This is a genomic window from Microbacterium sp. NPDC057658, assembly GCF_042799975.1.
Lineage (GTDB): Bacteria > Actinomycetota > Actinomycetes > Actinomycetales > Microbacteriaceae > Microbacterium.
In genome coordinates this window covers 505,432-524,633 of sequence record NZ_JBHVHT010000002.1, presented here as the reverse complement: position 1 = coordinate 524,633, position 19,202 = coordinate 505,432, and the positions used below count along the sequence as shown (strand labels likewise).

General features: G+C 69.7%; 19 protein-coding genes. 8 read left to right on the top strand and 11 right to left on the bottom strand.

Annotated elements, in window-relative coordinates:
- Nucleotide 1 precedes the first annotated feature (1 nt).
- The 8 genes from ACFU8V_RS16010 to ACFU8V_RS15975 form a co-directional block, all read right to left on the bottom strand.
- Nucleotides 2–1,117, bottom strand: coding sequence for an adenosine deaminase (locus ACFU8V_RS16010; protein WP_062764740.1), 1,116 nt, complete (start codon nucleotides 1,115–1,117; stop codon nucleotides 2–4).
- A 48-nt stretch (nucleotides 1,118–1,165) separates the two neighbouring features.
- Nucleotides 1,166–2,479 (bottom strand): thymidine phosphorylase, encoded by a 1,314-nt coding sequence (locus tag ACFU8V_RS16005; protein WP_338566431.1) that lies wholly within the window; start codon nucleotides 2,477–2,479, stop codon nucleotides 1,166–1,168.
- The gene (locus ACFU8V_RS16000; RefSeq protein ID WP_025105664.1) at nucleotides 2,476–2,874 is read right to left on the bottom strand and encodes a cytidine deaminase; all 399 of its coding nucleotides are present in this window, start codon (nucleotides 2,872–2,874) and stop codon (nucleotides 2,476–2,478) included. The genes ACFU8V_RS16005 and ACFU8V_RS16000 overlap by 4 nt, the downstream gene beginning before the upstream one ends.
- 28 nt (nucleotides 2,875–2,902) lie before the next feature.
- Complete coding sequence (locus ACFU8V_RS15995; protein ID WP_082758340.1) at nucleotides 2,903–4,186, bottom strand: ABC transporter permease; 1,284 nt, start codon at nucleotides 4,184–4,186, stop codon at nucleotides 2,903–2,905.
- The gene (locus tag ACFU8V_RS15990; protein ID WP_025105662.1) at nucleotides 4,186–5,493 is read right to left on the bottom strand and encodes an ABC transporter permease; all 1,308 of its coding nucleotides are present in this window, start codon (nucleotides 5,491–5,493) and stop codon (nucleotides 4,186–4,188) included. Before ACFU8V_RS15990 ends, ACFU8V_RS15995 begins: the two co-directional genes overlap by 1 nt.
- Complete coding sequence (locus ACFU8V_RS15985; protein WP_025105661.1) at nucleotides 5,490–7,004, bottom strand: ABC transporter ATP-binding protein; 1,515 nt, start codon at nucleotides 7,002–7,004, stop codon at nucleotides 5,490–5,492. Before ACFU8V_RS15985 ends, ACFU8V_RS15990 begins: the two co-directional genes overlap by 4 nt.
- A gap of 105 nt (nucleotides 7,005–7,109) precedes the next feature.
- The gene (locus ACFU8V_RS15980; protein WP_025105660.1) at nucleotides 7,110–8,228 is read right to left on the bottom strand and encodes a BMP family protein; all 1,119 of its coding nucleotides are present in this window, start codon (nucleotides 8,226–8,228) and stop codon (nucleotides 7,110–7,112) included.
- 147 nt (nucleotides 8,229–8,375) lie between these two features.
- Nucleotides 8,376–9,491 carry a mannose-1-phosphate guanylyltransferase gene (locus tag ACFU8V_RS15975; protein ID WP_060921492.1) on the bottom strand — a complete coding sequence of 372 codons (1,116 nt, stop codon included), beginning with the start codon at nucleotides 9,489–9,491 and terminating at the stop codon, nucleotides 8,376–8,378.
- A 165-nt stretch (nucleotides 9,492–9,656) separates the two neighbouring features.
- On the opposite strand from ACFU8V_RS15975, the gene sdhC reads away from it, so the two are divergent.
- The 6 genes from sdhC (at nucleotide 9,657) to ACFU8V_RS15945 (ending at nucleotide 15,334) form a co-directional block, all read left to right on the top strand.
- The gene (gene sdhC / locus ACFU8V_RS15970) at nucleotides 9,657–10,091 is read left to right on the top strand and encodes a succinate dehydrogenase, cytochrome b556 subunit (RefSeq protein ID WP_081811659.1); all 435 of its coding nucleotides are present in this window, start codon (nucleotides 9,657–9,659) and stop codon (nucleotides 10,089–10,091) included.
- Entirely contained in the window at nucleotides 10,091–10,531 is a 441-nt protein-coding gene (locus ACFU8V_RS15965) for a succinate dehydrogenase hydrophobic membrane anchor subunit (RefSeq protein WP_025105657.1), read from the top strand. The genes sdhC and ACFU8V_RS15965 overlap by 1 nt, the downstream gene beginning before the upstream one ends.
- A 19-nt stretch (nucleotides 10,532–10,550) precedes the next feature.
- A complete protein-coding gene (sdhA, locus tag ACFU8V_RS15960) occupies nucleotides 10,551–12,377 on the top strand; it encodes a succinate dehydrogenase flavoprotein subunit (protein WP_025105656.1) in 1,827 nt (608 codons plus the stop codon).
- Between the two features lie 2 nt (nucleotides 12,378–12,379).
- On the top strand, nucleotides 12,380–13,147 hold the full coding sequence (locus tag ACFU8V_RS15955; RefSeq protein ID WP_025105655.1) for a succinate dehydrogenase iron-sulfur subunit: 768 nt from the start codon (nucleotides 12,380–12,382) through the stop codon (nucleotides 13,145–13,147).
- A 132-nt stretch (nucleotides 13,148–13,279) separates the two neighbouring features.
- Nucleotides 13,280–14,485 (top strand): YihY/virulence factor BrkB family protein, encoded by a 1,206-nt coding sequence (locus ACFU8V_RS15950; protein WP_303709464.1) that lies wholly within the window; start codon nucleotides 13,280–13,282, stop codon nucleotides 14,483–14,485.
- A gap of 9 nt (nucleotides 14,486–14,494) precedes the next feature.
- A complete protein-coding gene (locus tag ACFU8V_RS15945) occupies nucleotides 14,495–15,334 on the top strand; it encodes an exodeoxyribonuclease III (RefSeq protein WP_025105653.1) in 840 nt (279 codons plus the stop codon).
- Here ACFU8V_RS15945 and ACFU8V_RS15940 read toward each other — a convergent pair.
- Entirely contained in the window at nucleotides 15,328–15,993 is a 666-nt protein-coding gene (locus ACFU8V_RS15940; protein ID WP_378872675.1) for a DUF4166 domain-containing protein, read from the bottom strand. The genes ACFU8V_RS15945 and ACFU8V_RS15940 overlap by 7 nt on opposite strands.
- 62 nt (nucleotides 15,994–16,055) lie before the next feature.
- On the opposite strand from ACFU8V_RS15940, the gene trpS reads away from it, so the two are divergent.
- Both trpS and ACFU8V_RS15930 read left to right on the top strand, forming a co-directional pair.
- On the top strand, nucleotides 16,056–17,060 hold the full coding sequence (gene trpS / locus ACFU8V_RS15935; protein ID WP_025105651.1) for a tryptophan--tRNA ligase: 1,005 nt from the start codon (nucleotides 16,056–16,058) through the stop codon (nucleotides 17,058–17,060).
- Nucleotides 17,061–17,086: 26 nt separating this feature from the next.
- Nucleotides 17,087–17,710, top strand: coding sequence for a hypothetical protein (locus ACFU8V_RS15930; protein ID WP_315107154.1), 624 nt, complete (start codon nucleotides 17,087–17,089; stop codon nucleotides 17,708–17,710).
- A 21-nt stretch (nucleotides 17,711–17,731) separates the two neighbouring features.
- Here ACFU8V_RS15930 and pth read toward each other — a convergent pair whose 3' ends face one another.
- Both pth and ACFU8V_RS15920 read right to left on the bottom strand, forming a co-directional pair.
- Nucleotides 17,732–18,313, bottom strand: a complete 582-nt coding sequence (gene pth, locus ACFU8V_RS15925; RefSeq protein WP_378872670.1) for an aminoacyl-tRNA hydrolase — start codon at nucleotides 18,311–18,313, stop codon at nucleotides 17,732–17,734.
- Nucleotides 18,314–18,409: 96 nt separating this feature from the next.
- Nucleotides 18,410–19,027 (bottom strand): 50S ribosomal protein L25/general stress protein Ctc, encoded by a 618-nt coding sequence (locus ACFU8V_RS15920; protein ID WP_025105648.1) that lies wholly within the window; start codon nucleotides 19,025–19,027, stop codon nucleotides 18,410–18,412.
- Nucleotides 19,028–19,202 lie beyond the last annotated feature (175 nt).

The following is a 19,202-nucleotide window of genomic DNA, read 5'->3' as shown; positions in this document are numbered from 1 at the left end:
GTCAGGCGTCGAAGCCCTCGGCGATCATCTCGACGAGTTCCTCCCGTTCCTCGACGGGGAGGAAGGCCGCGGCGGCGGCGTTGAACTGGAAGGCCTCGAGGTCGTCGAGGTCGTACTCGAAGGTCTGCACCAGGAGGGCCAGTTCCCTGGTGAGCGAGGTGGCGCTCATGGTGCGGTTGTCCACGTTCACGGTCACCGCGAAGCCGAGCTGGTAGAGCAGGTCGAACGGGTGATCGGCGAGCGTCTTGCCCCACGCGGCGACGGCCCCCGTCTGCAGGTTCGACGACGGGGAGAGCTCCAGCGGGATCTCCCGGTCGCGCACCCAGCGCGCGAGGTCGCCGAAGCGCACCTGCACCTCGTCGCCCTCCTGCGTGACGACCTCGAGGTCCTCCGCGATGCGGACGCCGTGTCCGAGTCGGAGCGCACGACCGTCCAGCAGGGCCGAGCGGATCGAGGCGAGGCCCGCCGCCTCGCCCGCGTGCACGGTCACCGGGAAGAAGTTCTCGGCGAGGTAGTCGAATGCCGCGCGGTGGTCGGACGGCGGGAAGCCGTCCTCGGGTCCGGCGATGTCGAAGCCGACGGCCCCCCGTCCGCGAAAGTCCACAGCGAGCTCGGCGATCTCCCTGGCACGGTCGGTGTGCCGCATGGCGGTGAGGAGCTGTCCGACGCGGATGCTGCGACCGTCCCGGTCCGCTGCGTCCTCGCCCTCCTCGATCCCCTGCTGCACGGCCTCGACGGCGTCCTCCAGCGAGAGACCGCCGGCCTGGTGCTGTTCCGGTGCCCAGCGCACCTCGCCGTAGATGACGCCGTCGGCCGCGAGGTCCTGCACGAACTCGCGCGCCACACGGGTCAGTCCCTCCCGGGTCTGCATGACCGCGGTGGTGAGCTCGAAGGTCTTCAGGTACTCCTCCAGCGACCCTGCGTCGCTTCTCTTCGCGAACCAGGAGCCGAGCGCCGCCGGGTCGGAGGCCGGGAGGTCGAGACCGATCGCGTCGGCGAGCTCGATGACCGTGGCCGGACGCACGGCGCCGTCCAGGTGGTCGTGCAGCGACACCTTCGGCAGACTCCGCAGGGAGACGCCCTGGATGGCGACGTCGCCGTTCGCATCGATCGACATGGGGATCCTCTCGGTCGCGGGGTGTCCGTCCAGGCTAGCGCCCGGGCCTCACGCCGTGATGCGCTCGCGGACGATCGGACCCACGGTCGGCGCCTCGTCGCCGAGCTCCCAGGCCCCTTCGAGTGCCTCGATGGCCCGGGGGAAGCGCGCCTCGTCCGCCGCCGACAGGGTGAACAGCGGCTGCCCGGCGGCGACCCGGTCGCCCGGCTTCGCGTGCAGGTCGATGCCCGCCTCGAAGATCACCGGGTCCTCGGCCCGCGCGCGGCCGGCGCCCAGACGCCACGCGGCGATGCCGAAGGGGAGCGCGTCCATCCGGGTCACGACGCCGTCCGCGGGCGCCGTGACGACGTGCGTCTCCCGCGCGACCGGGAGGGCCGCGTCGGGGTCGCCGTCCTGGGCGCGGATCATCGCCTTCCAGGTGTCCATGGCGCGGCCGTCGTCCAGCGCCGCCTCCACGTCCGCATCGGGCCGGCCGGCCAGGGCGAGCATCTCCCTGGCGAGCGCGATGGTCAGCTCCCGCACGTCGGCGGGTCCCCCGCCGGCGAGGATCTCGACCGACTCGCGGACCTCGTTGGCGTTGCCGATCGCGCGGCCCAGCGGGACGTTCATGTCGGTCAGCAGCGCCGTGGTGGCGACCCCGGAGTCGGTGCCGAGCGCGACCATCGTGCGGGCGAGCTCGCGGGCGCGGTCGATGTCCTGCATGAAGGCGCCGGAGCCGAACTTCACGTCCAGGACGAGGGCGTCGGTCCCTTCGGCGATCTTCTTCGACATGATGCTGGAGGCGATCAGCGGGATGGCCTCCACGGTGCCGGTCACGTCGCGGAGCGCGTAGAGCTTCTTGTCGGCGGGAGCGAGACCAGAGCCCGCGGCGCAGATCACGGCCCCGACGTCACCCTGCATCTGCGCGAACATCTCCTCGTTGCTGAGCGCCGCGCGCCAGCCGGGGATCGACTCCAGCTTGTCGAGCGTGCCGCCGGTGTGGCCGAGACCGCGGCCGCTGAGCTGCGGGACCGCCACGCCGAACGAGGCGACAAGCGGCGCGAGCGGCAGGGTGATCTTGTCGCCGACGCCGCCCGTGGAGTGCTTGTCCACGGTCTTCTTGCCGAGGGTCGCAAAGCTCATCCGCTCCCCCGACGCGATCATCGCGTCGGTGAGCACGCGGATCTCGTCGCGCTCCATGCCGCGCTGGAAGATCGCCATCGCGAAGGAGGCCATCTGCGCGTCGGACACGTAGCCGCGCGTGTAGGCGTCGACCATCCAGCGCAGGGCCGGCTCGGGCACGATGCCCCCGTCGCGCTTGGCACGGATCACATCGACCGCGTCGAACGGCTCGATGGCTCCCTGAGCCTGTCCAGCGGTCATCGTGCTTCCTCCAGGTCGCGCGGCCCGAACGCATCGGGCAGCACCTCGTCGATCGTGCGGATGCCGGAGACCGTCTCCAGCAGCATGCCGGGTACGGCGTGCTCGAACAGCAACTGCCGGCATCGGCCGCAGGGCATGATGGTCTCGCCGTCGTTGTTCACGCACACGAAGGCGACGAGCTGGCCGCCGCCGGACATGAACAGGTCGCCCACGAGCGCGCACTCGGCGCACAGCGTGACGCCGTACGAGGCGTTCTCGACGTTGCAGCCGGCCACGATCCGCCCGTCGCTGACGAGCGCCGCCGCCCCCACGCGGTAGCGCGAGTACGGCGCGTACGCCTTGGTCATGGCCTCAGCGGCGACCTGGCGCAGCTCGTCCCAGTCGATGTCCGTCATGGTGATGGTTCCTTCTTCCCTGCGGGTTCTACGACTTGATGTACGGCTTGCCGCTGGCGGCAGGACCCCGGATCTGTCCGGCGAACCCGGCGACCGCGAGCAGCGTGACCACGTACGGCAGCATGAGCATGAACTCGCCGGGGATCGGCGTCTTCAGGATCGAGAGCAGGTTCTGCAGGTTCGTCGCGAATCCGAAGAGCAGGGCGGCGAGCGTCGCGCGGATCGGGTCCCAGCGTCCGAAGATCACCGCGGCGAGGGCGATGAAGCCGAGCCCGGCCGTCATCTCCTTGCCGAACTGCGGGACCGAGACGAGGGTGAAGTACGCGCCGCCGATGCCGGCGATCGCGCCCGCGAGCAGCACGTTCCAGAACCGCGTCGGGTTGACCCGGATGCCGACCGTGTCGGCCGCCTGCGGGTGCTCGCCCACGGCGCGGAGGCGCAGGCCCCACTTGGTGCGGTACAGGCCCCACGCGACGACGGCCACGGTGATGAACATGAGGTACACGATGAAGGTCTGGTTGAAGAGCACCGGACCGATGATCGGGATGTCGCTCAGCACCGGGATCTCGATGCGGGAGAAGCGCACCGGGGTGTTCAGTTCGGCCTCGTTCGGGGCGAGGAGCGCGCCGTAGAGGAAGCCCGTGAGGCCGGTGACGAGGACGTTGAGGACGACACCGACGATGACCTGCTCGACGAGGTACTTGATCGCGAACGCCGCCAGCACGCTCGCGACGAGAACGCCGCCGATCATGGCGCCGATGAGGCCCACGAAGGCGTTGCCGGTGATGCTGGACAGGAGCGCCGCCGAGAACGCGCCGAGGAGCAGCTGCCCCTCGATGGCCACGTTGACGACACCGGCCCGCTCGCCGATGACACCGCCGAGCGCGCCGAACACGAGCGGCACCGACAGCGACACCGCACCGAAGAGGAGGCTCGTGACGGGGACCAGGCCCCCGGCCGCGGCCCAGACGAGGAACGCGAAGACGGCGAGCACGCCATAGGCGACGATGAGCCAGATCGACGGCGCACGGTACGTCCATGCCCGGAGGAAGGCCCCGACCGTGAGGACGACGAGCACGGCGAAGACCACCCAGAAGGTCGGCGCGGTGGGCAGCCCCACGTCGGGGAGCTCGAAGGCCGACGTGCGGTCCCCGAGGCGGAAGGTGCTGGTGCCGCTGCGCGGCACGGCGAGGAAGAGCACCGCCAGCAGCGCGGTGACGACCGCGAGGCTGATCGGCGCCTTGAGGTGGCGCTCCCGGACGGTGGCGAGCTGCACCGTGCCGTCGGCGGCTTCGGTCTGCACGAGCGACATCATGCCGTCACCGCCTTCTTCGCGGCCTTGGCTCTCGCCTTGGCCGCCTTCTCTGCGTCGGACTTGGGGAGGAAGAACACCGTGCGCAGCAGCGGCGGCGCGGCGATGAACAGCACGACGAGCGACTGCACGACGAGCACGATGTCGACGGGGATGTCCTGCGCCTGCATCGAGAACGAGCCCGCTTTGAGGGCACCGAACAGGATTCCGGCCGCGAAGGTCCCCCAGGCACGGCTGCGCCCGAGGAGGGCGACCGTGATGGCGTCGAAGCCGATGCCGGCGTCGATGGTCTCGGTGACGCCGGTGGTGACGGCGCCCTGGAGCTGGTTCATCCCGGCGAGGCCGGCGAGGGCACCCGCGAAGAGCATCGCGTAGACGTAGACGCGCTTGACGCTGATGCCCGCGGCGCGAGCGGCGTGCGGGTTCTCCCCCACCGCGCGCATGCGCATGCCCAGCGAGGAGCGCTCGATGAGCCACCACACGAACACCGTCGCGATGACCACGATGACGAAGCCGAGATCCAGCAGCGGGAACTGCGGGCCGAGCAGGGTCGGGAACTGCGCGCTCTCCGGCGTGGCCGAGCCGAGCGCCTGGTTGGTCCCCGGCTTCTGCAGGAGCCCGGGCGTGCGGATCATCCACAGCAGCAGGTAGTACGCGATGTAGTTGAGCATGATCGTGAGGATCACCTCGTGCGCGCCCGTGCGTGCCTTGATGAGACCGGCGATGCCGCCCCAGAGCGCCCCGCCGGCGATACCGGCCAGCAGCGTGACGGGGAGGTGGAACCAGATCGGCAGGTCGAGGTTGAAGGTCAGCAGGGCCGCGATCGCGACGCCGACGAGCATCTGACCGCGGGCGCCGATGTTGAACAGACCGACGCGGAAGGCGAGCGCGACGCCCAGACCGGCGGCGATCAGCGGAGCCGCGAAGCCCAGCGTGTTCGTCAGCGGACGGATCTGCGCGGCGAAGTCGGCGCCGCGGGCGTTGAAGATCGCTCCGCGGAACAGCGCCTCGTAGCCGTTGTAGACCGCGTTCCAGGCCGCGACGAACGTGTCGCTCGGCTTGGCGAAGAAGTACCCGGAGGCCTTCTGCACGTCTTCGTTGGTGAAGGCGATGAGGATGCCGCCGACGATGAGCGCGAGGACGATCGCCAGGATCGTCGTGACGGCGCTGCCGCGGAGGATCTCCTTGAGGACGACGTTGCCGCGCGGAGGCGGGGGTACCTCGTCCGCGAGGCCCGTGCTGGGCGGGAGCTGCTCGGGAGGCAGCCCCTTCGTGACGTCTCCTGCACCGGGTGTCGCGCCGCTCACGCGGTCACCTCCGCATCGGCCGCTCCGGCCATCATGAGTCCGAGTGTCTCCCGGGGCGTGTCACCGGGGACGATGCCGACGATGGTGCCGCGGTACATGACCGCGATCCGGTCGGCGAGGGCGGCGACCTCGTCGAGCTCGGTCGAGACGACGATCACGGGGATGCCCGCGTCCCGCGTCTCGATGATGCGCTTGTGGATGAACTCGATCGAGCCCACGTCCACCCCGCGGGTCGGCTGCGCGGCGACGAAGAGCCGCAGTTCGCGGCTCATCTCGCGGGCGATCACGACCTTCTGCTGGTTGCCTCCGGAGAGGGTGCCCGCGGGGGTGTCCGGGCCCTGCGTGCGGATGTCGTACTCCGCGATGCGCTCCTTCGCGAAGTCCTCCAGGGCCCCGCGGCGCAGCGTCCCGGCCCGGCTGAACGCGGGATCGTCTGAGCGGTCGAGGATGAGGTTCTCGGCGACCGAGAACCCGGCGACGAGGCCGTCCTCGGTGCGGTCCTCCGGCACGAACCCGACGCCGGCGTCGAGGATGCCGCGGACGCTCTTGCCCACGAGCTCGGTGCCGTCGAGGATGATGTTCCCCTCGACGCGTGCGGCGAGGCCCACGATGGCCTCGACGAGCTCGGTCTGGCCGTTGCCCTGCACACCGGCGACGGCGAGGACCTCGCCGGGTCGCACGGTGAAGTCGACGTCGTCGACGACGATGGCTCCAGTGGCGGTGAGCACGCGGAGGTTGCGGACCTCCAGGCCGCCCTCGCCTAGCCGCGGAGCCTCCTTGTGCACGGTCAGCTCGACCGCGCGGCCGACCATCAGCGAGGCCAGTTCGGCGTTGGTGGCGGTCGGCGAGGCCTCCCCCACCACCCGACCCAGCCGGACGATCGTGATGCGGTCGGCGACCTCGCGCACCTCGCGCAGCTTGTGCGTGATGAAGACGATCGCGGTGCCCTCGTCTCGGAGCTGGCGCATGATGGCCATGAGCTCGTCGGTCTCCTGCGGCGTCAGCACCGCGGTCGGCTCGTCGAAGACGAGGACCTTGGCGTCGCGGGACAGCGCCTTGATGATCTCGACGCGCTGCTGCACACCCACCGGCAGGTCGCCGACGACGGCGTCCGGATCGATGTCGAACCCGAACCGCGCGGCGACCGCGCGCACGTGCTCGCGGGCCTTCGCGATGTCCAGCGTGCCGAGGCCCTTGGTCTGCTCGTGCCCGAGCATGACGTTCTCGGCCACCGTGAACACCGGCACGAGCATGAAGTGCTGGTGCACCATGCCGATGCCGGCGGCCATCGCGTCGCCCGGGCCGCGGAAGTGCTGCACGACGTCGTCGAGGAGGATCTCGCCCTCGTCGGCCTGATACAGGCCGTAGAGCACGTTCATCAGCGTCGACTTGCCTGCGCCGTTCTCGCCGAGGAGAGCGTGGATCTGACCGGGTTCGACCACGAGATCGATGTGGTCGTTCGCCACGAGGCTGCCGAATCGCTTGGTGATGCCGCGAAGTTCGAGCTTCATATCTGCACCTTATCCAGAAGAGTCACCGAGGAGAATCGTCGCCGCCCACAGTGCGGGGCGAGTGGCAGCCTGCGCCACTCGCCCCGTGCTGGGTACGGCTCCGACTCAGCGGGTGGGAGAGTTCTCGGACTCCACCGTGATGTCACCGGAGATGATCTGCTCCTGCAGAGCGGACAGCTCGTCCGTCAGGCCCTCGGGCAGGTCTGCCTCGAAGTCGCCGAAGCCGGAGAGCTTGACGCCCTCGTTCTCGAGCGTGCCGATGTAGGGCTCCGGGTCGAACTCGCCGGCGGCGGCCGCGAGCGTCGCGTCGCGGACGGCCACGTCGATGGCCTTCATGATCGAGACGAGCGTGATGTCGGCGACGCTGGGGTCAGCGACGGCGAGGTCGCTGTCGACACCGAGCATCAGCGTGTCCTTGCCGCTGTCGTTGATCGCCGCTGCGGCGCTCTGGTAGACCGGGCCGCCGACGGGGAGGATGACGTCGACACCCTGGTCGAGCACGCCCTGGGCGGTCTGCTTGGCCGTGTCGTTGGCGTCGAAGCCACCCGTGAAGGAGCCCTTCTGGGTCTCGGCGTCCCATCCGAAGACCTGGACGTCGGCCGACTTGTCCTCGTTGTACTTCTCGACGCCGAGCTGGTAGCCGTCCATGAAGACCGCGACCGACGGGATCTGCATGCCGCCGAAGGTGCCGACCTTGTTCACGCCGGCCTCCGCGGACCAGGCGGCCGCCGCGTAGCCACCGAGGTAGGCGGCCTGGGCGGTGTCGAAGACGAGGGGCTTGATGTTCGGCGCGTCGGTGGTGCCGTCGAAGTCGTTGTCGGCCCAGTCGTCGATGATCGCGTAGTCGATGTCGGGGTTCGCGAGCGCGGACTCGACCGTGGCGGCGGACAGCTTGAAGCCGACCGAGACGATGAGCGAGCAGCCCTCGGAGACGGCGGTCTCGAGGTTCGGCGCGTAGTCGTTGTCGTTCGCGGACTCGAACTCCAGCGGCTTGATGCCGAGCTCGTCGGCGGCGCTGTCCATGCCCTCCTTGGCCGACTGGTTGAACGACTTGTCGTTCCAGCCGCCGGCGTCGGAGATGAGGCAGGGCTTGAAGTCGGAGTCGACGGGGGCGGATCCGCCCTCGGACTCGTCGGTCGGCGCCTGACCGCAGCCGGCAAGAGCGAAGACGACACCGGCGGCGACCGTCGCGCCGAGCAGCTTCTTGGTGGTGGAGATGGTCACGGATGCCTCCCTCAACGAACCCGCGGCCATCGCGGATCGATCAAAGTTACCTAGTGTTTCGACGTTCGTGCACGTCGGCCCCGGGCGGCCGGGCCAATGGTTACAAAGCTGAAATCAACCCTGCCGATGAGCACGAACCGATGCTCATCAGAGCACGTCGCCCTGTCCGTTGAGTTTCAACGACTCCACCACGCCCTTCACCCGCTGCGCGTTCTCGACCGTCGTGACCAGGAGCGCGTCGGGGGTGTCGACCACGACGATGTCCTGCACGCCGACGAGGCTGATCACGCGGGTGGTCTGGCTGACGAGGATGCCGCTGGCCGCGTCGGTGAGCACCCGGGCCCGGGGTCCGAGGACGGCGAGGTCGTTCTTGCGGCCGTTCGTGATGAGCTTCGTCAGCGACGCGAAGTCCCCCACGTCATCCCAGTCGAAGTGCCCGGGGACCACGGCGAGGCGCCCGCGCCGCGCCGCCGGCTCTGCGACGGCGTAGTCGATCGCGATCTTCTTCAGCCGCGGCCAGATGCGGTCGACGGCCGGCCCGCGGAGCTCCCGGTCGTCCCAGGCCTCGGCGAGCTCGAGCAGACCGGCGTGCAGCGCGGGCTCGTTCGCCGCGAGCTCGTCCAGCAGGACGCTCGCCTTCGCGATGAACATGCCCGCGTTCCACAGGTAGGTGCGCTCGGCGAGGTAGGCCTTGGCCGTCTCCAGATCCGGCTTCTCGACGAAGCTCTCGACGAGGGCCGCCTCCCTGGCGCGCTCGACGACCAGCTCCGGCCCCTTCTTGATGTAGCCGAAGCCGACCGCCGGCTCGGTCGGCGCGATGCCGATCGTGCAGATGTAGCCCTCCCTCGCGACCTCGACGGCGTCGCGGACGGCGAACTCGAAGACCCGCGTGCCCCGGATGACGTGGTCGGCGCTGAACGAGCCGATGATGACGTCCGGGTTGCGCCGGTGCAGCACGGCCGCCGCCAGCCCGATCGCCGCCGCGGACTCGCGGGGCTCGGATTCCAGGAAGACGTTGAGGTCGGCGATCCCCGGCAGCTCCGCCTCCACCGCCGCCCGGTGCGCGCGCCCGGTGACCACCGCGATCCGGTCCGGACCGGCGAGCGGCTCCAGACGGTCCCACGTGTCGCGCAGCAGCGAATGCCCGGACCCGGTGAGATCGTGCAGGAACTTCGGGGCGTCCGCCCGGGACAGCGGCCACAGCCGACTGCCGATGCCGCCGGCAGGGATGACCGCGTAGAAGTCTTCGATCGGCTCGCTCATGCAGGCCAGCGTAGCGGCGGGTCCGACTTAGGCTCCCCTTCGTCGCCCGGGGCGTCCGCGCGGGAATAGGATGGACACCGATCGGGCGTGCCTGACCCTCCTCCAGGCCAGATGTGGACGAAGCAGCGCACGCGACCGAAACACATCGATCCAGGGAGGACGACCGTGTCCACAAGCGCTCGCTTGACACCGTCGATTTCGGAAACCACGTCCAAGACCCCCCGCGGCACCCTCTATCGGGGTCGCGAAGGCATGTGGTCGTGGGTGCTTCACCGCATCACCGGAGTCGCCATCTTCTTCTTCCTGTTGGTGCACGTGCTCGACACGGCGCTGATCAGGGTGTCGCCGGAGGCGTACGACGCGGTCATCGGCACATACAAGAACCCGGTCATGGCGATCGGCGAGGTCGTCCTCGTGGCGGGCATCGTCTTCCACGCCATGAACGGCCTGCGCATCATCGCCGTCGACTTCTGGTCGAAGGGCGCCAAGTACCAGCGCCAGCTCTTCTGGGGCGTGCTGCTCGTGTGGGGCGTCATCATGGCCGGCTTCGTCCCGCGCCACCTGATGCTCGCGTTCGCCGGCTTCGGAGGAGGACACTGATGACCGCCCAGACCGTCGCCGCCCCCGCCCGTCGCCAGCGCGGCGTCAACCTCGAGAAGTGGGGCTGGGTCTTCATGCGCGTCTCGGGCGTCGTGCTCGTTGTGCTGATCTTCGGCCACCTCTTCGTCAACCTCATGGTCGGCGAAGGCATCCACGCCCTCGACTTCGCCTTCATCGCCGGCAAGTTCGCCACGCCGTTCTGGCAGTGGTGGGACGTGCTGATGCTCTGGCTCGCGCTCATCCACGGTGCCAACGGCATGCGGACGATCGTGAACGACTACGTGACCAACCCCACCGCGCGCAAGGCGCTCGTCTGGGCCCTCGGCCTGGCCGCGGGCCTGCTCATCCTCCTCGGCACCCTGGTCGTCTTCACGTTCGACCCGTGCCTGGGTGTGACCGAGTCGAGCACGCTGTGGGAGACCTGCCAGGCGCAGGGCTAGAAGAAGAGGCAAACGAGAAGTGACTACCCAGACGCAGGATTCCGTCGTCCGTGACGGCGTGCACTACCACCAGTTCGACATCGTCATCGTGGGCGCCGGCGGCGCCGGCATGCGGGCGGCCATCGAGGCCGGCCCCGGCGCGAAGACGGCCGTGATCTCCAAGCTGTACCCGACGCGCTCGCACACCGGTGCCGCGCAGGGCGGTATGGCGGCGGCCCTCGCGAACGTCGAGGAGGACTCCTGGGAGTGGCACACCTTCGACACCGTGAAGGGCGGCGACTACCTCGTCGACCAGGACGCGGCGGAGATCCTCGCGAAGGAGGCCATCGACGCGGTCATCGACCTCGAGAACATGGGCCTCCCCTTCAACCGCACCCCCGAGGGCAAGATCGACCAGCGCCGCTTCGGCGGCCACACGGCCGAGCACGGCAAGACCCCGGTCCGCCGAGCCTGCTACGCCGCCGACCGCACCGGTCACATGATCCTGCAGACGCTGTTCCAGAACTGCGTCAAGCTCGGCATCAACTTCTTCAACGAGTTCTACGTGCTCGACCTCATCACCGTGAAGGACGCGGCGGGCGCGACGCAGATCGCCGGCGTGGTGGCCTACGACCTCGCCACGGGCGAGCTGCACGTCTTCCAGTCCAAGGCCGTGATCTTCGCGACCGGCGGCTTCGGCAAGATCTTCAAGACGACCTCCAACGCGCACACCCTCACGGGCGACGGCGTCGGCATCGTGTGGCGCAAGGGCCTGCCTCTCGAGGACCTCGAGTTCTTCCAGTTCCACCCGACCGGCCTCGCCGGCCTCGGCATCCTCCTCACCGAGGGCGCCCGCGGCGAGGGTGCGATCCTGCGCAACGCCTCGGGTGAGCGCTTCATGGAGCGGTACGCCCCCACCATCAAGGACCTGGCGCCCCGAGACATCGTCGCGCGCTGCATGGTCCAGGAGGTCGCGGAGGGCCGCGGCGCCGGTCCTCACAAGGACTACGTGCTGCTGGACTGCACGCACCTGGGCGCGGAGGTGCTGGAGACCAAGCTCCCCGACATCACCGAGTTCGCCCGCACCTACCTGGGCGTCGACCCGGTCGTGGAGCCGGTCCCCGTCATGCCGACCGCGCACTACGCCATGGGCGGCATCCCCACCAACAACAACGGCGAGGTGCTCGCGGACAACGACACCGTCGTCCCCGGCCTTTACGCGGCCGGCGAGTGCGCCTGCGTCTCGGTGCACGGCGCCAACCGCCTCGGCACGAACTCGCTGCTCGACATCAACGTGTTCGGCAAGCGGTCCGGCCGCAACGCCGTCGAGTACGTCAAGACGGCCGAGTTCGTCCCGCTGCCGGAGAACCCCGCCGGGTTCGTCTCCGACATGCTCGAGGGCCTGCGCAACAACCAGGGCACCGAGCGGATCGCGGTCCTCCGCAAGACGCTGCAGGACGAGATGGACAAGGGCGCGCAGGTCTTCCGCACGCACGAGTCGCTGCAGCACGTCCTCGGCGTGATCGCGGAGCTCCGTGAGCGCTACAAGAACGTGCACGTCGACGACAAGGGCCACCGGTTCAACACCGACCTGCTCGAGGCCGTCGAACTGGGCTTCCTGCTCGACATCGCCGAGGTCGTCGTCTACGCCGCACAGAACCGCGAGGAGAGCCGCGGCGGACACATGCGCGACGACTTCCCGAAGCGTGACGACGAGAACTACATGAAGCACACCATGGCGTACCTCACGGGCGACCCGCACTCCTCCGACCCGAGCGACCACATCAAGCTCGACTGGAAGCCGGTCGTCTTCACCAAGAACGACAAGGGCGAGTTGAACTACCCGCCGATGGAGAGGAAGTACTGAGCATGTCGAACGCCATCGCCGAAGCGCCGGCCGAGACGACCGAAGACACCGGGATCCAGTCCTTCATCGTCACCTTCAACATCCGCCGGTTCGACCCCGAGGTCGACGCCGAGCCGCACTGGGTCGACTACGACGTGGAGCTCTACTCCACCGACCGCGTGCTCGACGCCCTGCACAAGATCAAGTGGGAGGTCGACGGCTCGCTGACCTTCCGCCGCTCCTGCGCCCACGGCATCTGCGGCTCCGACGCCATGCGCATCAACGGCCGCAACCGCCTGGCCTGCAAGACGCTGATCAAGGACCTCGACATCTCGAAGCCGATCTACGTCGAGGCCATCAAGGGCCTGCCGCTGGAGAAGGACCTCGTCGTCGACATGGAGCCGTTCTTCGCGTCGTACCGCGAGGTGCAGCCGTTCCTCGTCGCGAACTCCGTGCCGGAGAAGGGCAAGGAGCGCACGCAGTCCATCGCCGACCGCGAGATCTTCGACGACACCACCAAGTGCATCCTGTGCGCCGCGTGCACCTCGTCGTGCCCCGTGTTCTGGACCGACGGCCAGTACTTCGGTCCGGCCGCGATCGTCAACGCGCACCGCTTCATCTTCGACTCGCGCGACGACAACGCCGCGGTGCGTCTCGACATCCTCAACGACAAGGAGGGCGTCTGGCGCTGCCGCACGACCTTCAACTGCTCCGAGGCGTGCCCCCGCGGCATCGAGGTCACCAAGGCCATCGCCGAGGTCAAGCAGGCAGTCCTCCGCGGGCGTCCCTGACGCGCCGGCACAGGCAACCACGCGAGAACAGGCGGTCCCGGACGGGGCCGCCTGTTCTCGCGTCTGCGCCTGTTCTCGCTGAGGCAGGCCGGGCGCGCGAGGGCGGGTCCCGCGCTTGGGTAGGGTGGGGGCGTGTCCGAGCCCGGTTCGGCGACCGACGGTCGCCTCGATGCCGCGGTCGAGCGCGCGACCGCGCTGACCCGGCGCACCCTCGGCCTCTTCCCGGTGCGGGTGTGGCGGCACTTCCTGCAGCACAACGGCTTCCTGCTCGCCGCCGGGGTGAGCTATCAGGCGCTGTTCGCCATCTTCGCCGCGATCTACCTCGCGTTCGCCATCGCGGGCCTCTGGCTCGGCGGCAGTGAGGAGGCGGTGAACGGCCTCATCGACATCATCAACAACTACATCCCGAACCTCATCCTCGACGAGGGCGGCGTCTTCACTCCCGCGCAGGTGCAGGAGATCGCCTCGAACACCAGCGGATTCCTCGGCATCACCGGTCTCATCGCCCTCGGCACGGTGATCTGGACCGCGATCGGGTGGGTGACCTTCTCGCGGCGGGCCGTGCGCGACATCTTCGGCCTCGAGCCCGACCGCCGCAGCTACCTCCTCCTCAAGGCGCGCGACCTGCTCGCCGCCCTAATCTTCGGCGTCGCGCTCATCGTCGGCTCTGCCCTCAGCTCCGCCAGCGCCGCGGTCCTCAGCTGGGTGCTGTCGCTGCTGGGCTGGGATGCCGGCTCCGACGGAGTCAACATCAGCATCCGGATCGGCACCGTCCTGGTGTCGTTCGTCCTGCTGACGGGAGCGCTGGCGGCGATGGTGCGCTTCCTCACCGGCACCTCGCTGCACTGGGGCACGATCTGGCCGGGAGCCCTCCTCGGCGGCGCGGCCATGACGGTGCTGCAGTTCGGGGTCGGGTTCCTGCTGAGCTACACGCCGTCGAACCCGCTGCTGGCGACCTTCGCGATCTTCGTCGGACTGCTGCTGTGGTTCCGGGTGAACGGGGTGGTCATGCTCGTCGCCGCCTCGTGGATCGCCGTCGCCGCCCAGGACCGCGACCTCCCGCTCCTGCTGCCGACGGAGGCCGAGCGGCGGGTGGCGGAGCACGCCACGCTGCTCTCCGCGGCACGGATCCGACTGCGCGACGCCCGCGCCGCGCGCGACGAGGCCCCGTGGTACCAGAGCTGGGCGGCCGGGCACGCCGTCCGCGCGGCGGAGGACGAGGTCGCACGGCTGGAGGCCTCCGCTCCCCCGCCCGCACCCCCGACCTCCCCTCTCGCGCAGCGCCTGCTCTCCGAGCTCGATCACCGTCAGAACCGCGATGTCGGCGGTGCTCGTTAGGCTGGAGGAATGCCTCACCTGCGTATCGCCTCGGTCAATGTCAACGGGATCCGGGCGGCCGCCCGCAACGGGATGAGCACGTGGCTGGACGCCGCAGACATCGACATCCTCACCCTTCAAGAGGTGCGCGGGCAGGACGAGCACATCGAGGCCGCCCTTCCCGGCTGGACCTTCGTGCACGACGAGGCCACGGCCAAGGGGCGCGCGGGCGTCGCGATCGCCAGTCGCCTCCCCGCGCTCGCCTCCCGGGCTGACTTCGGCCCGGAGGACTTCGACTCCAAGGGGCGCTGGATCGAGGCCGACTTCCTGATCGGCGACCGTCCGCTCACCGTCGTCAGCGCCTACGTGCACTCCGGCGAGGCCGACACCCCCAAGCAGGACGAGAAGTGGAAGTTCCTCGACGCGTTCGAGGCTCGACTGGCGAGCCTGAACACCGACGGCGCCCTCGCCCTCGTCACCGGCGACCTCAACGTGGGGCACCGCGAGCTCGACATCAAGAACTGGCGCGGCAACCGCACCAAGGCCGGCTTCCTGCCGCGCGAGCGCGCCTACTTCGATCGCTTCCTCGGTGAGGCCGGGACATCGGTCACCGGCGTCGACGGCTCGGTCGGCACGGGCCTGGGCTGGGTCGACGTCGGACGTCGCTTCCACGGCGAGGTGGACGGGCCGTACACCTGGTGGTCCATGCGCGGGAAGGCCTTCGACAACGACTCGGGATGGCGCATCGACTACCACTTGGCCACGCCCGCTCTCGCCGAGCGCGTGCAGGCGTACCACGTGGCCCGTGCGGCCGCGTACGACCAGCGCTGGAGCGACCACGCGCCGGTCGTCGTCGACTACACCTACTGACCCGGTTCCGGCCGCTCTGAGGGCGACGGATCCGACTCCCGGTACCATCCTCGGTACTCCAGCACGGTGCCGAGCATGGGGTTCACGGCGCGCATGTCGATCGTGCGCCGGCGGTGCTCGGCGTCCCAGCCGTCGACGAGGTCCACGCGCACGCCGAGCGGTCCGGGCAGAGCGAACCGCCGCCCGAACAGCCGCAAGGCGACCCGGACGGTACGCATCCGCAGGAAGCCCTCCGCCGTCACACTGCACTCCTCGATGAGCTCCACGCGGCCACGGGCGCCGAGGAGATTCCGCACCAGCCCCGGCCGCACGCTCACCGTCAGCCGGTCCACGATCCGTGCCGTCCGACCGGGGAAGAGGAACTCGCGGGTGGAGTCGAGCGTCGCGCGGCCCGTCGCCGCGCGACCGGTCGTCGTGCGCAGCACGAACGGCACGTCCCGCCCCGACGTCGGCACCAGCAGACCCGGTCCCACGATCGGACGGGCGAGGGCCGCCCAGCGGCCGAACCGGCTCCCCGCGACCGCGAACACGCCCTCCGCGTGCCCCACCGAGACGGGCGCACGGTACTGCGCGAGGATCTCCGGGTGGAGGCGCTCCGCCTCCGTGCCCAGGGCGTCGAGGAACACCTGTCCGCGTCTCAGGGGCATGCCGTCCGTCATGACGTCAGCGTAGGGGATGCGACGGCGCCGGGCACCGCGGCGCGGGCGCATAGGATTGACGGGTGAACAAGCCTCGCCTCTACTCCGGAATGCAGCCCTCCGCCGACTCCCTCCAGATCGGCAACTACATCGGCGCGCTCCTGCAGTGGCGGGAGCTCCAGACCTCGTATGACGCGTTCTTCTCCGTCGTCGACCTGCACGCCCTCACGGTCGCCCAGAACCCGGCCGAGCTGCGCGAGAAGACCCGCCGGACCGCCGCGCAGTACATCGCCGCGGGCATCGAGCCGTCGCAGTCGACGCTGTACGTGCAGTCACACGTCCGTGCGCACGCCGAGCTCGCCTGGATCCTCAGCACGATCACCGGCTTCGGCGAGGCCGGACGGATGACCCAGTTCAAGGACAAGTCGGCCCGCTACGGCGCTGATGCGACCAGCGTCGGCCTCTTCACCTACCCGGTGCTCATGGCCGCCGACATCCTGCTGTACCAGACCGATGTCGTGCCGGTCGGAGACGACCAGAAGCAGCACGTCGAGCTCACCCGCGACCTCGCGGAGCGCTTCAACTCGCGGTTCGGCGAGACCTTCACGGTGCCCGTCCCGGTCATCCAGAAGGAGACGGCGCGCATCTACGACCTGCAGAACCCGACGGCGAAGATGTCGAAGTCGGCAGAGAGCGACGCCGGTGTGCTGTGGATGCTCGACGACCCGGCGAAGTCGGCGAAGAAGATCATGCGCGCGGTGACCGACAACGAGGGCACCGTGCGGTTCGATCGCGAGGCCAAGCCGGGCGTCTCGAACCTGCTCACCATCTACGCCGCGCTGACCGGACGCCAGATCCCCGCGATCGAGGACGAGTACGCGGGCCGCGGATACGGCGACTTCAAGAAGGGCCTCGCCGAGGTCGTCGTGGAGGAGTTCGCTCCGGTGCGCAGCCGTGCCCTCGAGCTCCTCGACGACCCGGCGGAGCTGGACCGGATCCTCGCCGAGAACGCCGCCCGCGCCGACGCCGTGGCCGATCGCACGCTGTCCGACGTGTACGACCGCGTCGGACTGCTGCGCCGGGTGTGAGCCGCGGCCGAGCCTAGGATGACATCGTGACCGACCCGCAGCTTCCCCCTCCGCCCGGCGCCGTGCCGCCCCTTCCCTCGGTCCCGCAGGAGCCGGTATCCGGTGCGGTCCCGCCGCCCGCGTATCCGTCGACACCGCCGGCCGCTCCGGCACCGTACCCGCCCGCGTATCCGCCGGCACCCCCTGCCGCGCCTCCCGGCGCGTATCAGGTGCCTGTGGGCGGCTACGCGGCACCGTCCGGCTCGTACACCGCACCGGATGCCGCGCCGAAACCCTCGGGGTTCCTCGGCCTGCTCGCTCTCGGCCTCTCGATCCTCGCGGCCGTCGTCATGCCGATCATCGGCGGCGTCAGCGCCTTCGAGGTCGGCCGCCGCATCCCGCAGGGCGTCAGCGGCTCCACGAGCGATCTCGGGTTCCTGTCCCCCGCGCGGGACCAGGTGCTGTGGACGGAGCTGTCCTTCTGGGCCGGCACGGTGTTCGGCATCGCCGCGATCGTACTCGGCATCATCGCGATCCGCCGGAAGCGGGGGCGCGGAGCGGGCATCGCCGCGCTCATCGTCGCCGTCCTCGGCGCGATCATCTTCTTCGTCGCCGTCTTCACCGCTTTCGCCGTCGGCGGGGCGGCGGGGTACGTCACCTTCACCACCTGACGCGCCGCGCGCGCCGGAACCTCAGCGGGGGGCGTGGTGCTTCTGCTGTGCGGCGAGCAGTCCTTCGTCGACGAGGAGCTCGACGGCGTCGGCCGCGTCGCCCACGAGCAGGGGCAGGTTCGCGCGCTCGTCCTTGCCGAACGGGGAGAGCACCCAGTCGGCCGGGTCTTGACGCCCCACCGGGCGACCGATGCCCACGCGCACCCGGGGGAAGTCCGGGCTCGTGAGCGCTCGCGCGATGTCGCGAACGCCGTTGTGCCCGCCGTGGCCTCCCCCGGTCTTGAGCTTGACCGTGTCGAACGGGATGTCCAGCTCGTCGTGCACGACGACCACGTGATCGAGGGGGACGGAGTAGAACCGGGCGAGCGCCGCGACGGGCGTGCCCGAGACGTTCATGAACGTGTTCGGCTTCGCGAGCACGAGCTTGTCGGCGCCGGGGCGGAGCCAGGTCTCCACGACCCGCGCGACCCCCTTGTGCTCCCGGAAGCTCTCGCCGCGGCGGGCTGCGAGCTCGTCGACGACCATCTGGCCGATGTTGTGGCGGGTCGCCTCATAGCGGGGTCCGGGGTTGCCGAGACCGACCACGAGCCAGGTCGCTGCCATTCCTCGTCCTCTCTCGCCGGAGCCGTCGCCCCGGTCAGGATACGACGGAGGGGACGCGATCCGATCGCGTCCCCTCCGTGATGAAGCAGGCGGAGATCACTCCGCGGCGGCCTCCTCGGACGCCTCGGCGGCACCCTCGGCGGACTCGCCCTCGGTCTCCTCGTCCTCGACCGGAGCGGCCGGGACGGAGATGGCGACCACGAGGACCTCGGCGTCGGTGAGGAGCGTCGAGCCCTTCGGGAGGGTGACGTCGGCGGCGGTGATGTGCGCGCCCTCCTCGAGACCCTCGACCGAGACCTCGATGTTCTCGGGGATGTGCGTGGCCTCGGCCTCGACCTGGATGGTCGTGGCGTCGAGGTTGACGATGGTGCCGGGAGCCGGCTCGCCGGTCACGACGACGGGGACGTCGATGGCGACCTTCTCGCCCTTCTTCACGACCAGGAGGTCGATGTGCTCGATGATCTGGTGCACCGGGTCCTTCTGCACGTCCTTGACGAGCGCAAGCTGCGAGGTGCCCTCGATGTCGAGGTCGAGCAGCGCGTTGGCGCGACGGATGATCAGGGAGACCTGGTGACCCGGCAGCGCGACGTGCACGGGCTCGGTGCCGTGGCCGTAGATGACCGCGGGGATCTTGCCGGCGGCGCGCAGACGACGGGCGAAGCCCTTGCCGAAGCTGCTGCGCAGCTCGGCGTGGACCGTGGTGTCTTCAGACATGGGGTTCTCCTTCGGGCACGCAGCGAAGGCGCCGCGCGGTGGTCTTGGAATTGTGGACTCGAACGCGGACGCGTGAGGAAAGCCACCGGGCTTGCTTCGCCGCGTCGATCACGGACGTCCGCGCACGCGCAGAAGCGTCCCTCGCCGAGGTACGACTCCATGGTACCGGATGACC